The following is a 13,980-nucleotide window of genomic DNA, read 5'->3' on the forward strand; positions in this document are numbered from 1 at the left end:
GAAACGGACGATGCGAGTTCTATTCGCCACTCGTTCTCACCGTCGCGGACCGCAACGTTTACAATCGCACTTTCAGTAGCACAATCTGAATTTATGACGGCGAACGAAACCGTCGGTGACCGTATCGACCTCGCACGCAATCAACTGACGCCGCTGCAGATCACAGCCGGACTCGCGTTCGGCGCGGCGATCGCGTTTACCCTCCTGTTCGTCCAGGAGCCGATGGTCCACGACGCGATGCACAACTTCCGACACGCAGCCGGTATCACCTGTCACTGACGATGATCGCCGACTACCTCAAACGGGGCGTCTTCGCCGGCGTCGTCGCCGGCCTCGCGTACGGGCTGTATATGGTGTTCGTCGGCAATCCGTTCAGCGAGTACCTCCACGACGCCGGTCACGACCACGGGCACGGTGATGATCACGGGCACGGTCACGATCACGGACACGGCCACGACCACGGTCACGAACACGCCGTCTCGGAGACGACGAACTTCGTCGTCAGCGCCGGTAGCGGCGTCCTCTGGGCGATCTTCCTCGGTGGCCTCTTTGCCGTCGCACTGTACGTCCTCGAGCCGACGCTACCGGGTCGGGACGGCGTCGCATCCTACGTGCTCGCTGGCGCCGGCTTCCTTTCGATTTCGGCGACGCCGTGGCTCGTCCTTCCGCCGGCAGCGCCGGGTGCCGAGCAGCTGTACTCGATCAACGAGCGACTCGCGATCTACGTCGGTCTCATCGCCCTCGGCATCCTCGTCTCGGCGCTCGCGATCGGGGCGTACAAACGGGCCGCGACGCGCCATCGCGGACTGGGACTCGTCGCCGGTGCGGTACCGATCGTCGCCATCGTCGCCGTTCTCCCGCTCGCGACGCCGACGGTCGTTACCCACCCCGACCTCTCGAGTGACGTCGTCTCGGTCTATCAGGCGCTCGCAGCGTTCAGTCAGGCGGGTATCTGGCTGCTGATCGCGGCGTCGTTCAACTGGGCCCGGCGTCGCAGCGGCGCGGTCAGGACGACCGAAATGAACGAAACGCCGCTCACGAGTTCCTGAGATGGACCGACGAACCGACCAGCAACGAGACCGACTCGCCGCCCACGTCTTCGTCTGCACGACCGACCGCGACTCCGAGTACGCCTGCTGCGGCGACGCCGGCGCCGAGGAGACCCTCGAGGCCGTCAAGACGTGGCTTCGCGAGCGCAACGCATTCTGGTCGCCGATCGGCGTTTCGACGACCGGCTGTCTCGCCCTCTGTAGCGAGGAGGGCACCGCGATCACGATTCAACCCCGAAACGAGTGGTACGCCAACGTCCGCCCCGACGACGTTCCCGCCCTGCTCGAGGCCGAATTCGGCCCGAACGCGCAGCGAGTCGGCGGCGACTCGGGCTCCGAGCCCGATCGAAACGCCGCGCGGACGGACGACTAAGCGCTCGCGCCGGCGGCGAGCACCGGGACGACTCCGACCAAACGATTTTATTGTCGGGTTGTAACACATACCGTACCGATGCTCGAGTGGCCCGACGCGACCATTTACGAGGGAATTGCCGACGTCGCAGCCGAGCGACCCGACCGACCGGCGCTCGTCGACGAGACGACGACGTGGACGTACGCCGACCTGCTCGCCGAGAGCCGGGCGCTCGCCCGCGGACTGGCCGCCCTCGGCGTCGAAGCCGACGACGTCGTCGCCGTCTGGCTCGGCAACCGACCCGAGTGGGTCGCCTGCCAGCTCGCGGCGTCGGCGCTCGGCGCGGCGACGGTCGCCGTCAATACCCGCTACCGGAGCCACGAACTCGAGTACATGCTGACCGACTCGGCGGCGAGCGTGCTCGTCACCGAGGCGTCGTTGCTCGGCCGGGACTTCCACGGCATGCTCGCCGACGCCGTCCCCGAGGTCGGCTCGCAGTCGCCAGACGACTTCGACTCCGACTCGATCCCCTCGCTCGAGGCCGTCGTCAGCCTCGAGGCGGCCGACGAACTCTCTGCGTCCCGGAGCTACGATGGCGTCCTCGAGGCGGGACGCACGCGAGGCGAACGGGAACCGGAGGCTCTCGAACCGGCGTCCGACGCCACCGCGCCGGCGACGATTTTCTACACCAGCGGCACGACCAGCGACCCCAAGGGCTGTCTGCAGTCGAGCCGGTCGCTGTTGAACCACTCGGCTCACGTCGCCGACCACGTCGGAGTGACCGCGGCCGACGTCGGCGTCGCAACGCTCCCGTTCTGTGGGATCTGGGGCTACAACACGCTGTTCAGTCACCTGGCGGTCGGCGCGACGCTCGTCACACAGACGCACTTCGATCCCGGCGAGACGATTCGACTGGTCGACGACCACGAGGCGACCTCGCTGACGGGACTCGGCGTGATGTTCGACCGGATGCTCGACCACGAACGCTTCGCGCGCCCGCGCGTAGACTCGGTCCAACGGGGCGTCGTGGGGTTCGTCAGCAAGGGGTACGACGAGACCCTGTTCGAGCGCATCGAGGAGACTTTCGGCTTCCCGGTCGTCCAGCCCTACGGTCTCTCGGAGGCCAACAGCCAACTTTTCGTCGGCGACCCCGACGATCCGCTCGAGCGACGAAAGCGCGTCGGCGGCCCGCCGATCCACCCCGCAATCGAGTCGACGATCGTCGATCCCGACACGCGCGAAGAACTGCCGACCGGCGAGGAGGGGGAACTCGCGATTCGGGGCTACCCGCTGGCCGACGGCTACCTGGGCAAGCCCGAGGCGACGGCCGACGCGTTCGACGAGTCGGGCTGGTTCTACACGGGCGACCTCTGCGTGATGGACGACGACGGCTACGTCTACTACCGCTCGCGGCTCGACGACGCGCTCCGAACGCGGGGCTTTCTCGTCGCACCGCGGGAGATCAGCGCCGCCATCGAGGCCCATCCGGCCGTCCTCGAGTGTGCGGTCGTCGGTGCGCCACATCCGCGCCACGGGGAGGTCCCCGTCGCGTTCGTCGTCGCGGGTGACGACGTCGATTCGACGGCCCTCGAGTCGTTCCTCGACGACCGCGTGGCCGACTACAAGGTGCCCGCCGCGCTCGAGTTCGTCGACGAATTTCCGACGACGGAGGGGCCCAACGGCGAGAAGGTACAGAAGACGGTGCTGCGCGAGCGCGTTCGGGATCGCTTTCAACCGGTCGGTGAAACCGACGACTGAGAGACAGTCCCGTGACCGACGCGGACGACACCGACGACGGACGAGCGGCGACCACGAAGCGGCCGAGAAACGACCGACCTCGAGGGGTGGTACGGCCGCTACGACGGGGACTCCGCGGTCGACGAGTCTACAAGCCTTCTCTCGACGGCACCGTCACCGAGACGGACAGCGTCTGGATGACGAACGTCACGATGAATCTCGACCCGATGCACTTCGACGAGGCCCACGCCGCCGAGACGGAGTTCGAGACCTCCTCGTCGACGGACCTTCGTCATCGCGCTGGCCGTCGGGATGAGCGTCATCGACGGTTCGGTGAACGCGACGGCGAACCCCGGCGACGACGATATCCACCATCACGCGCCCGTCTTCTACGGTGACGCACTCTTCGCCGAAGTGAAGTGCTGAGAAGCGGGAACTCGAGTCCCGCGACCACGTCGGTATCGTCGAGACCGAGTTCCGGGCGTACGATCAGGACGACGAGTTGGTCTTGTGCCTCGAGCGTACGCCGATGGTACTGAAACGCAAGTGCGCCGAGCCGTTGGCCGCCGAGGTGGCCGGAGGGGATCGGGACGGAGTCGGAGGACTGCTGGGGAAATAGTAGGGGTAAGTAACCGATTGGCGGAGAACGATATCACTCCTTCCGATCAGAGCGACGCGTTCAGATCAAGAATTACCGCAGGGAAGCCCTTATCGGAAGGTGTTACTGCGGACATAGTGGTGTAGAAAGGGACATTATGAGTCCCGAAAAATGTCGTCGGTTACGAGAGAATGAATCGACTCGTGGATGCCGACCTCATCGACTACTTCATCTAGGGCAGAGAGAACCAGTTCGACGTTCATAGCGAGCGAGTATTCGCGATACGTGCCACCGCGTCGACCTTCATTCCGTTCAGTTACGGAGACAAGCCCGAGCATGACGAGTTCCGAGAGGTGATCTCGCATTCGTCGCGGTACGAGTGGATCACGACCGGCCCGCTGAGCGAAACTCGTATAGCGAGGTCGGATATCTCGTGATCGAACCGGTGTGCCGTCCTGTAAATGCAATGTGAGCAAGGAGTACAGTACTAGATGACCGTGTTGGGTCAGTCCTCGAATCCCTTCTTCTATTCGTCCCCGTTCGAGGTCGTGGCGGCCAGTTTCGACGTGATTCTCTGTGATAGTTTTTGCTTCTTCTTCCCGGGCGAGATCTCCGGCTTTCATCAGGAGATCGATCGATTGACGTGCATCACCGGCGTCTTTTGCTCCATAGGCAGCACAGAGACGAATGACAGCATCGTTGAGAACGCCGTCGCGAAATGCCACGTCTCTACGTTGTTCGAGGATTTTCTGGAGGTCACCAGCGTCGTAAGCGGGGAAATGGATCTCTTGCTCGCAGAGTGAACTCTTGACTTTCGGCGAAAGATCGTCTCGGAATGAGAAATCGTTCGAGATACCGATTATCCCGATTTTTGCCCCAGAAACCTTGTTATTTGCACGAGCACGGGGGAGTTGATAGAGAATAGAGTCGTCCTCAACGTGATCGACTTCGTCGAGAACGATCAGATTGGTTCCACCGATTGCATCGAGTTCCTTCCAGAGCATTTCGTAGACGGTAGCTCGCGGATAGCCTGTCGAACTGATTTGTGCCGTCTCATCTCGGAACTCGTTAACCAACCGGGTAGCAATCTGATATGAGGATGTGAGTCCGTCACAGTTGAGAAATGTTAGGTGTAGTTCGAGATCCTCGTACTGAGAAGCATCTTCTGCGAGATGAGAGAGGAGATACCGGGTCACTGCGGTCTTTCCGACACCAGTTTTCCCGTACAGGAAGATGTTATTCGGTTGTTCACCGTTGATGACTGGCTGAAGAGCCGCCTGATACTTCTGAATTTCCTCATCACGACCTACTAGTTCGTTTGGTTGATAGTCCTCTCGCAACGCATCGCGGTTCTTGTAGATCTTGGTGTCCCGTTCGAACATTCCTATTCCTCACAGTACATTTCTCGTAACTAGTTATAAAACCACTGCGTCCGGAGTGTCCGCAGTTCTATCCACTTATAATGAATCGATAACACACCCACACCAGTATGTCCGCAGTAATTTCGGTAGAGACGAGCTCAGTAGAGTACATTACCAAACATAAAGGTTTCTGTCAAATAAGATAGTTCCAAGTATAACAGCAGCTATATGTATTTATCACCTATTACTAGTGGGATTATAACGGGATATAAATATGTGTGGATAGCGCTGATTGATATTTCGCTCACCAGTAGTTATTTTGATAGGAATTGCCGAAACAGTGTCGGGGAGTCTTTTTCTGGGTCTCAAAAGTGATGACAGGTGTTACGGAGAACAGCGGACACAGTGGTGTGGGTATTTCTGGCCTCAATATATAAGAGTTAAAAGCTACGGACACTCCGGACGTGGTGGTTTTATCAACCGTTCGGGAAAGACTATCCAGCACATGACGCATTTCAGTGTAGTACTTATTAGATGGGACAGGAGTTGATATTGGATCTACACCACCGTGTCCGCTGTTCTAATTTCGGTCTTTCCCACAGAACTGCGGACAGGATGGTGTGTATGTCCTCATCAAATCCGAGTTGAATTTCTAACGCATTAAGGGAACATCTACATGATCTAATGACGATCAGCCGCTTCCCGCCCGAACTGGAATTGTTGAAACGGTGGTGTGTGTTCCCGTTCTCGAGAGGAACGGCAGATCCCAACGACCCCCTTCTCCGACGATATCAATTCGTATCGTTCGACGTAGTCCAACGCAACTGATCGGCTACCGATAATCAGCCTCGCCAGCGGAAAGAGAACAGCGGACACAGTGGTGTGGGTGTCTCGATAACGTTCTGACCGCAATTCAGTAGCGAAGGTGAGTATGAACCGCGAACACAGTGATATAGCTTTCTCACAGCACCACCGTGTCCGCAGTTCTCCCTACAAGGGCCGTCAATTTGCACTTCGATAACGGAGAGGGGGTATCTCGATCAGAATTGCTGAAACGGTGGTGTGTCCCTATCTCGAGAGTAATGGGAAATCGCCAGCAAGCCGATTCGTAGATGTCACCGATAGAGTGTACAGTCCAGATCGTTCGGCACCGATGAACGGCATATCCGGTGGATGGAGAACAGCGGACGGAGTGGTGTGGGTGTATCGATGGCGTCTGTCCACAATTCAGCGATGAGAACGAATCAGAACCACAAATGCAGCGAGATCGCACACTTACCACACACCACCATGTCCGCAGCTCTTTCTACAGGGATCGCTAATTCGCGCTTCGATAACGAGGGGTAAGTGCCTCGTTCGGAATTGTTGAAACGGTGGTGGGCCCCCAATCTCGAGAGCAACAATACTGCCAACGAATCCAGTCTCAGACGACAGCGATACGGTGGAACAGACGCTATCGTTCAGCACAGTCTCTCCGCGACCGAGCGATACCGATGACCGGCGTAGCCGGTCGACGGAGAACAGCGGACAGAGTGGTGTGAGAGTTCCGGACTACTCTGTCCTAATCCGGTGCAAATACAGGGGTGGGATCGGTCACCCGACACACCATCGTGTCCGCAGTTCTCTCCACAGAGACGATCACGCTATAGTACCAACTGAAACGATTCACACACTGATCGTACAGCTGTCGTGCGATCAGGCGTGCAGTGACGGTCAGTGGCTACTATATTTTCCGGGATCACTCCAGAGAGTCGACAGCGATCGATCTCGAGTACCCGTCCGAATACCGATCAATATCGATAGCGCCGTTAGACCGGGATAACCGATCGTTACGGACGCTTTAGAGCGGAAACGTGGGGTGTGAGCTCCCGAGCGACACGCCCCGTCTCCAACAGCGATCTGCCTTCGAGTGGTCGATCCACTATGCTTTCTATTGACTCGAGCGGCAGTATCGTCTTCGTCGACGGCGCACGGACGCCGCACGGCACGCTGCTCGACCCGCTATAGCAACTGCGCGCTCAACAGACGCTGTCGACGCTTCGAGACGTTTACCTACCAGCCGTCCCGAACACCAGCAAATGACGCTCTATTCGCGAGTCCGCCCGCTCGCGTTCATGCTTCCCGCCGAGACGGCCCACGATCTCGGCAAACGGACGCTCCGGGCGACCCAGTCGACGTGGCCCACTCGACGGGCCCTCGCCGCCGCGTACCGGTACGACCATCCGGCCCTCGAGGTCGACCTGTTCGACACCACGTTTCCGAACCCGGTCGGGATCGCGGCCGGCTTCGACAAGAACGCCGAGGTAACCCACGCGCTCGAGGCGCTCGGCTTCGGCTTCGTCGAGATCGGCACGGTGACGCCCTATCCCCAGGAGGGCAACGACCGACCGCGGCTGTTCCGCCTGCGCGAAGACGAGGGGATGGTCAACCGCATGGGCTTCAACGGCCAGGGAATGGAACGCGTCAAGGAACGACTCGAGGCCGACGGCACGCCCGGCTTTCCGCTCGGCGTCAACGTCGGGAAGATGAACTCCTCGACGGCGGAGGAGTCGATCGAGGACTACCGGCGTGTCTTCGATCGCCTCTCGCCGTTTGCCGACTACGTCGTCGTCAACGTCTCCTGTCCGAACACGCCCGACGAGTTCGACGAGGCCTCGCCCGAGCACCTGCGGGCGATCTTCGAGACGCTCGAGGCCGAGAACGACGCCGACGTGCCGATGCTCGTCAAGATCGGGCCGGACGAACCCGAGGACGCGATCCTCGACCTCGTCGACATCGTCCAGGAGTTCGGCCTCGACGGGATCGTCGCGACGAACACGTCGACGAGTCGGGAGGGACTCGAGTCGCCGAATCAGGAGGAGTGGGGCGGCCTCAGCGGGGACCCGATCGAGGATCGCTCGACGGCCGTGATTCGCTCGATCGCCGAGCACACCGACGGCGAACTGCCGATCGTCGGCGTCGGCGGCGTCGACTCGCCGGGCAGCGCCTACGCGAAGATCCGCGCCGGCGCCTCGCTCGTTCAGCTCTATACGGGGTTCGTCTACCAGGGACCGTCCACGGCAAAGCGGATTAACCGGGGGCTGGTCGCGCTCCTCGAGCGCGACGGCTTCTCGTCGGTCGAGGAGGCGGTCGGCGCAGATCTCGAGCACCGATGACGGCCGAGTGACCTCCGGGGACGCTCGGGCGAATTCGAGGACGCGGCGTGACGGCCGCGATTAGCCGGGCTCGTGGTCGTCGATCGCGTCGTCGAGCCCGTGGTGTTCGGCGGGGCCGACGACCTCGCTGCGCGCGTCGTCGGGGACCTCTCGCGTACTCGAGTCGGCTTCTTGCGTCTCCACGACCGGCTCGGTGTCGCCGCCGGTCACGGAGAGATACACTGCTTTGAGTTGTTCCGTCTTCTCCGTCGCGGTAGTGGATTCAGTTTTCGTGTCGGTCATGGGACGGGTCCGCAGTGATCCCGTGGTATGGCGGGAGTATATATTTCTATCGCGACTCTCAGGAACTGAGAACTGTCTGACGAGAACAACTATTCAGAAGTGGTACTCGTTACGGTTGGAACGAATCCCAAAACCGACGATGGTGGACGAACGGTTTATTCTTCAGCGATGGGAGAACGCGGCCTCCCTCTCGTAGCCACTGACCGTCACTGCACCTGATCTCCGGACAGCGTCGCGATCGGTGTGCCACTCGTTTCAGTGGCTACGATAGCCGTCTCAACTGCGGGTGATACCGGGCGCGGAAACGAATACGCACACGGTGTCTGCGGGTCGCGTACGCTCGAGGGCGAGAGCGAGAAGCGACGGCGGAGCGCTCAGTCGCCGTCGACGTCGACGCGCGTTCCGTGGCCCGACTCGCCGACGACCTCGCCGTCAGCGTAGACGACCTCGCCGCGAACGACCGTCGTAAGAGCTTTTCCGGTAAAGGATTCGCCGACAAACGGCGTCACGCAGTTTTTCGAGTGGAGTTCGTCGGCGCTCTCGAGGGTCCACTCCCGGTCGGAATCGACGATCGTGAAGTCCGCGTCGGTGCCGACCTGCAGCGATCCCTTCTGCGGGTACATCCCCCACACCTGAGCGGGACGCGCCGAGTGGCGACGGACCCACTCCTCGAGCGTGAGTCGGCCGTCGGCGACGAAGCTGAGCATGACGGGAATTTCGGTCTCGAGGCCGACGAAGCCCGAAATTGCGTCCCACGTGTTGCCGAAGGGGTCGTCGACCATCTTCTCTTCGGGCGTATGCGGCGCGTGATCGGTCGCGATGCAGTCGATCGCGCCGCCGTCCATTCCGACCGCCCAGAGCGTCTCGCGCTCCTCGGCGTTTCGGATGGGCGGCTGAATCCGTGCGGGGTTGCCCTTTTCGCGCATGACCTCCTCGGTGAACCAGAGGTAGTGGGGCGTCGTCTCGGCGGTGACGTCGACGCCGCGATCCTTGCCGCGGGCGACGGCCTCGGCGGCCGATCCGGAGGAGACGTGGTACATGTGGATCTTCGCGCCGGTCTCCTCGGCGAACGTGATCATCCGCTCGACGGCCTCCCGCTCGGCGATGACGGGCCGCGAGTGGGAGTGGTCGATGGGGTCGTTTCTCCCCTCGGCCTGGAACCGCTCGGTGTAGTGGTCGATGATCTCGCCGTTTTCTTCGTGGAAACCGAGTCGCTTGCCCGTCTCCCGAATCGCTTCCATCGCCTCTATGATCTCGCCGTCGTTCGGCGGCGGGACGTCGCCGACGGTCGACCCGAGGAAGATCTTGTAGCCGAGCGCGCCGGCCTCGTCGAGGTCGGGGATCAACTCGAGGTTCTCGCTCGTCACGACGACGTAGCTCTGAAAGTCGACGTGTGCGGAGTCTTCGCCGCGCTCGAACTTGAGCTCGAGGTGCTCGGGCCGGTCGATGACGGGATCGGTGTTAGGCATCCCGACGACGGTTGTGACGCCGCCGGCGGCCGCCGCTCGCGTCGCGGACTCCCAGTCTTCCTTGTACTCGAGGCCGGGTTCGCGGTTGTGGATGTGGCAGTCGACGATGCCCGGAACCAGGACGTTCCCGTCGCCGTCGAGAACGCGGTCGGCGTCGGGGAGACGGTCGCTGCGACCGACGGCGACGATCGTCCCGTCCTCGACGGCGACGCCGGCGTCGGGCGTCCGTCCGGCGGGGGTGACGACGGTACAGTTGTGCACGGCGAGGTCGACGGTCATTGCCGGGAATTGCCGAGGACCGCGCATATAGCTTCTGTTGGACGGTCAGCGCACACCGGTCACTGACGGTTCGAGTCGCTGCTCCATCGGCGGAGTCTGTCGACGGACGAGCACGGTAGCGAGACGATGTGTTTCCGTAGGCAGCGGATACCACGAGGGTACGAATCCTATACTAAACGGTGCGGGACTGGCACGGCGAGTCGATGGAAACCCACGCGATCCGTGATAAGACGGTGCTCGTGACCGGTGGCGCGGGCTTTATCGGGAGCCACCTCGTCGAAGCGCTGGCGCCGCACAACGAGGTCCGCGTTCTCGACGACTTCTCCTCGGGCGATCGATCCTATCTTCCCGACGACGTAACGGTCGTCGAGGGGGACCTCGGCGATCCGATCGCCGTCCAGAAGGCTGCACGCGGCGTCGATCTCATTTTCCACCACGCCGCGGTCGTCAGCGTCGCCCGAAGCGTCGACGCACCCCGCCGGAGCAACGAGACGAATCTCGAGGCGAGTCTCCTCCTCCTCGAGCAGGCCCGCCAGGAGGACGCTCGGATCGTCGTCGCCTCGAGCGCCGCGGTCTACGGCCACCCCGACGAACTGCCGATTACGGAGGGTGCCTCGACCGAACCGACCTCGCCGTACGGCATCCAGAAACTCGCACTCGACCAGTACACGCGGCGGTACGCGGAGCTGTACGACCTCGAGACGGTCGCGCTGCGCTATTTCAACGCTTACGGGCCGCGCCAGCAGGGCCCCTACAGCGGCGTCATCTCGACGTTCCTCGAGCAGGCGCGCGCAGGTGATCCGATTACGATCGAGGGCGACGGCGAACAGACTCGGGACTTCGTCCACGTCAGCGACATCGTCCGAGCGAACCTGCGGGCGGCGACGACCGACGCGGTCGGCGAGGCGTTCAACATCGGTACCGGCAGCCGAACGTCGGTTCGCGAACTCGCGGAAACGATCAGGGACGCCACCGACTCCTCGTCGCCGATCGTCCATTGCGACCCCCGACCCGGCGACATCAGACACAGCGGAGCCGACGTTTCGAAGGCGAAACGGACGCTCGGGTTCGAGTCTCGCGTGAGCCTCGAGTCCGGCATCCAATCGCTGGTCGACGGGACGCGACTGGCGCCGGTGGAGACCGACACCGACTCGGCGGACGACTCCCGTCGAGAGGAAGGACGGGTGAGCTGAGCCGCAGGGGGTCGGCATCGTCTCTTCCCTGCTGCCGGACACACTCGAGTCCGTAACGTTCTCGAATATCGACGCGAGAGTTCCTACAGAACCGCTTTTGTGAGTGTAGGTGAAAGATAACTAACGGTATTCCCGGCCTCACACACTCGTATGATCGAGAGTCTGATCGTCTTCGCCGTCAGCCTGCTGATCGGCGCGATCGGCATCTACGTCGGTGCGAAGGTTATCGTCGACACCGAAGACTACACGTACGCGATTATCACCGCCCTTCTGGGGGCGATCGTCTGGGGGGTCGTCGGCTTCTTCTTCGGATGGATCCCACTGCTCGGGCCGCTACTGGTGTTCATCGCGTACCTCGCCGTGATTAACGCCCGCTATCCCGGCGGCTGGGTCGACGCTGCGGCGATCACGATCGTTGCCTGGCTCTCGGTGCTGGTAGTCCTCTACGTCCTTGCACTGATCGGCGTCACCGGCTTCGAGGCCGCCGGCGTTCCGGGCGTCTAACGGGCGATGGTGGCCGCTCGTGGGCGCCGTGTACCCGCGTTCCGCACCGAGGCACGCGGCACCGGACGCTGTAGCCGGCTAATTTCGTTCCTCGAGACACTCACGGAAGTGATTACTTACCGACTGAAGCGAGCCGAATCCGCGCTAGCCGTGTCGAACGTCCGACCCCGTTTATTCGCCCTCTCGGCCTACGTCCTCGTAGCGGCCACTCCCACCCGCCGATCGCGGCGTCGGTTCGACCGACCGTTTCGATCGGTCGCGATCACAACCCCAACGCTGCGTCTGCATGGGTCGGATACGTAGTCGTCGGGACTGATTGTCCCTACTACCGCCTTCGACCCACCGATGACCGAACAGACGACGTCCGAGCGACAGTGGCAGATGGTTACAGAACAACAGATGGGCAACAAAAACCGATTCGACGAACGATCCCGACCGTACCACGAACCGTGAACGAACGAACCCCACCACCCCGACATGAGTAATCGAGTGTCCACAGCGACGGTCGTCGATGCTGGCTCGACCGGTGAGATCGCGGCGACCGCAGCCGAGCGAACCGAGCCACTCATCGCAGTCATCCTCTCGAGCCACGGCCGACCGCTCCAGATCGACTGGAGTCCGCATCTCGCGGCCCTGGTCGGCATTCTGGCACTCGTGTTTCTCGGCAGCGTCCTCGTCGCTCGCAATCGTCTCGACGGACAGACCGCGTTCGTCGCCGATTCCGAGCCGCCCCACGAGGAGTTTCTGACGGATCGCGAGCGCGTACAACAGCTCATCCGCGAGAACGGCGGCCGGATGAAACAGTCGGAGATCGTCAACTCCGTCGACTGGTCGAAAGCCAAGGTGAGCCGGCTGCTCGCCGAACTTGAGGACGACGACCGGGTCACGAAACTTCGCCTCGGGCGGGAGAATCTGGTCTGTTTGCCGGGTCACGAGCCGACGGCGTCCAGATCTCCGGAGCGGCCGAGAAGCGAGTGAGCGACCCACCGTCCCCGCACGCCCGCCCCGACCTCGGATCGGGTCGCGCTCGTGGCGGTACCGACGGGCGGACGTCCGTACGAAACCTATCAACAACTGTTGTTTTCCGTCGGGGTCGGAGGCCTTCCACGCGGCGCGAAATGCGGTAGTTGTCTGTTACGGGACGAAATGGTTCTGCCGGTTTATCCCGCGACCGCGCGAGTACCTACTGCCTTCAGAGGGCACGAGACATGAGCGCACGCAACCAGTTACTTGCGGTACTCGCCGCGTTGATGATGATCTGTTCGAGCGGGGCGATGGTCGCCGGCGCCGCGCCGGCCGCCGTCGACGAACAGGCCGACGACGCGGACGACGTACCCGACACCGAACCAGAGGAACCGGACGAGGCGGAGCCCGACGCGGACGAGCAACCACCAGCCGACGATGACGACGTCGACGCCGACGACGAACCCGCGGACGACGCGATAGACGAGGAACTACCCGACGACGCACCGCCCGAAGCGACCGACCTCGAGGCGGCCGTGACGTTCTCCGACCAGGCCGTCGAGGACGACACCGTCGTCGTCGACGAGGCCGAACTCGAGGACGGCGGCTTCGTGGTGATCCACGACAGCAGCCTGCTCGTCGGCGAGGTCTTCGAGAGCGTCATCGGCGTCTCCGAGTACCTCGAGCCCGGCGAACACGAGGACGTCGAAATCGCCCTCGACGAGCCGCTCGAGGAGGACGAGACGCTGATCGCGATGGCCCACATGGATACGAACGACAACGAGGAGTTCGACTTCCTCGAGACCGACGGCGAGGAAGACGGTCCGTATTTGACGGCCGATGAAGAACCGGTGACCGACGAAGCTGTCGTTAGCGTCGAGGAAGCGCCTGACGACGTCGAAGAGGAGCCAGTTGAGGAAGAACCGGCGGACGTTGACGACGAGGAACCTGAAGACGTCGAAGAGGAGCCCGTAGAGGAGGAACCGGTTGAAGAGGAACCTGAAGACGTCGAAGAGGAGCCCGTAGAGGAGGAACCGG

General features: G+C 62.1%; 12 protein-coding genes and 1 pseudogene. 10 read left to right on the top strand and 3 right to left on the bottom strand.

Annotated elements, in window-relative coordinates; genetic code table 11:
- Window positions 1–93 precede the first annotated feature (93 nt).
- The 5 genes and pseudogenes from C493_RS21295 to C493_RS21315 form a co-directional block, all read left to right on the top strand.
- Window positions 94–279: a CbtB domain-containing protein gene (locus C493_RS21295; RefSeq protein WP_007261572.1), complete on the top strand. Its 186-nt coding sequence runs from the start codon at window positions 94–96 to the stop codon at window positions 277–279.
- 2 nt (window positions 280–281) lie between these two features.
- Window positions 282–1,049: a CbtA family protein gene (locus C493_RS21300; RefSeq protein ID WP_007261573.1), complete on the top strand. Its 768-nt coding sequence runs from the start codon at window positions 282–284 to the stop codon at window positions 1,047–1,049.
- Between the two features lies 1 nt (window position 1,050).
- Window positions 1,051–1,422, top strand: a complete 372-nt coding sequence (locus C493_RS21305; RefSeq protein WP_007261574.1) for a (2Fe-2S) ferredoxin domain-containing protein — start codon at window positions 1,051–1,053, stop codon at window positions 1,420–1,422.
- 78 nt (window positions 1,423–1,500) lie between these two features.
- The gene (locus tag C493_RS21310) at window positions 1,501–3,159 is read left to right on the top strand and encodes a class I adenylate-forming enzyme family protein (protein WP_007261575.1); all 1,659 of its coding nucleotides are present in this window, start codon (window positions 1,501–1,503) and stop codon (window positions 3,157–3,159) included.
- A gap of 84 nt (window positions 3,160–3,243) precedes the next feature.
- Window positions 3,244–3,770: pseudogene (locus tag C493_RS21315) on the top strand (MaoC family dehydratase); the annotation flags it as partial.
- Between the two features lie 121 nt (window positions 3,771–3,891).
- Here C493_RS21315 and C493_RS21320 read toward each other — a convergent pair.
- A complete protein-coding gene (locus C493_RS21320) occupies window positions 3,892–5,124 on the bottom strand; it encodes an orc1/cdc6 family replication initiation protein (protein WP_049889563.1) in 1,233 nt (410 codons plus the stop codon).
- Window positions 5,125–7,175: 2,051 nt separating this feature from the next.
- Between C493_RS21320 and C493_RS21325 the strand changes: the two genes are divergently transcribed.
- Complete coding sequence (locus C493_RS21325) at window positions 7,176–8,252, top strand: quinone-dependent dihydroorotate dehydrogenase (protein WP_007261577.1); 1,077 nt, start codon at window positions 7,176–7,178, stop codon at window positions 8,250–8,252.
- A gap of 60 nt (window positions 8,253–8,312) precedes the next feature.
- Here the strand turns inward: C493_RS21325 and C493_RS21330 are convergent, their stop codons facing one another.
- Both C493_RS21330 and allB read right to left on the bottom strand, forming a co-directional pair.
- Window positions 8,313–8,534 (bottom strand): hypothetical protein, encoded by a 222-nt coding sequence (locus C493_RS21330; RefSeq protein ID WP_007261578.1) that lies wholly within the window; start codon window positions 8,532–8,534, stop codon window positions 8,313–8,315.
- 374 nt (window positions 8,535–8,908) lie between these two features.
- Complete coding sequence (gene allB / locus C493_RS21335) at window positions 8,909–10,282, bottom strand: allantoinase AllB (RefSeq protein WP_007261579.1); 1,374 nt, start codon at window positions 10,280–10,282, stop codon at window positions 8,909–8,911.
- A gap of 203 nt (window positions 10,283–10,485) precedes the next feature.
- Here allB and C493_RS21340 point away from each other — a divergent pair, with 203 nt between their 5' ends.
- The 4 genes from C493_RS21340 to C493_RS21355 all read left to right on the top strand — a co-directional run.
- Entirely contained in the window at window positions 10,486–11,475 is a 990-nt protein-coding gene (locus C493_RS21340; RefSeq protein ID WP_049889567.1) for an NAD-dependent epimerase/dehydratase family protein, read from the top strand.
- Window positions 11,476–11,625: 150 nt separating this feature from the next.
- Window positions 11,626–11,979 carry a hypothetical protein gene (locus C493_RS21345; RefSeq protein ID WP_007261581.1) on the top strand — a complete coding sequence of 118 codons (354 nt, stop codon included), beginning with the start codon at window positions 11,626–11,628 and terminating at the stop codon, window positions 11,977–11,979.
- A gap of 477 nt (window positions 11,980–12,456) precedes the next feature.
- Window positions 12,457–12,957: a helix-turn-helix transcriptional regulator gene (locus tag C493_RS21350; protein ID WP_007261582.1), complete on the top strand. Its 501-nt coding sequence runs from the start codon at window positions 12,457–12,459 to the stop codon at window positions 12,955–12,957.
- A gap of 230 nt (window positions 12,958–13,187) precedes the next feature.
- The coding region (locus C493_RS21355) for a DUF7282 domain-containing protein (RefSeq protein WP_007261583.1) at window positions 13,188–13,980 on the top strand (793 nt) is incomplete at its 3' end.

It is taken from the genome of Natronolimnohabitans innermongolicus JCM 12255, from assembly GCF_000337215.1.
GTDB classification, from domain to species: domain Archaea; phylum Halobacteriota; class Halobacteria; order Halobacteriales; family Natrialbaceae; genus Natronolimnohabitans; species Natronolimnohabitans innermongolicus.

Coding starts and splice junctions, on each gene's coding strand:
- C493_RS21330 (WP_007261578.1), bottom strand. CDS start 8,534: ATGACCGACACGAAAACTGAATCCACTACCGCGACGGAGAAGACGGAA.
- C493_RS21295 (WP_007261572.1), top strand. CDS start 94: ATGACGGCGAACGAAACCGTCGGTGACCGTATCGACCTCGCACGCAAT.
- C493_RS21340 (WP_049889567.1), top strand. CDS start 10,486: ATGGAAACCCACGCGATCCGTGATAAGACGGTGCTCGTGACCGGTGGC.
- C493_RS21305 (WP_007261574.1), top strand. CDS start 1,051: ATGGACCGACGAACCGACCAGCAACGAGACCGACTCGCCGCCCACGTC.
- C493_RS21345 (WP_007261581.1), top strand. CDS start 11,626: ATGATCGAGAGTCTGATCGTCTTCGCCGTCAGCCTGCTGATCGGCGCG.
- C493_RS21300 (WP_007261573.1), top strand. CDS start 282: ATGATCGCCGACTACCTCAAACGGGGCGTCTTCGCCGGCGTCGTCGCC.
- C493_RS21350 (WP_007261582.1), top strand. CDS start 12,457: ATGAGTAATCGAGTGTCCACAGCGACGGTCGTCGATGCTGGCTCGACC.
- allB (WP_007261579.1), bottom strand. CDS start 10,282: ATGACCGTCGACCTCGCCGTGCACAACTGTACCGTCGTCACCCCCGCC.
- C493_RS21310 (WP_007261575.1), top strand. CDS start 1,501: ATGCTCGAGTGGCCCGACGCGACCATTTACGAGGGAATTGCCGACGTC.
- C493_RS21325 (WP_007261577.1), top strand. CDS start 7,176: ATGACGCTCTATTCGCGAGTCCGCCCGCTCGCGTTCATGCTTCCCGCC.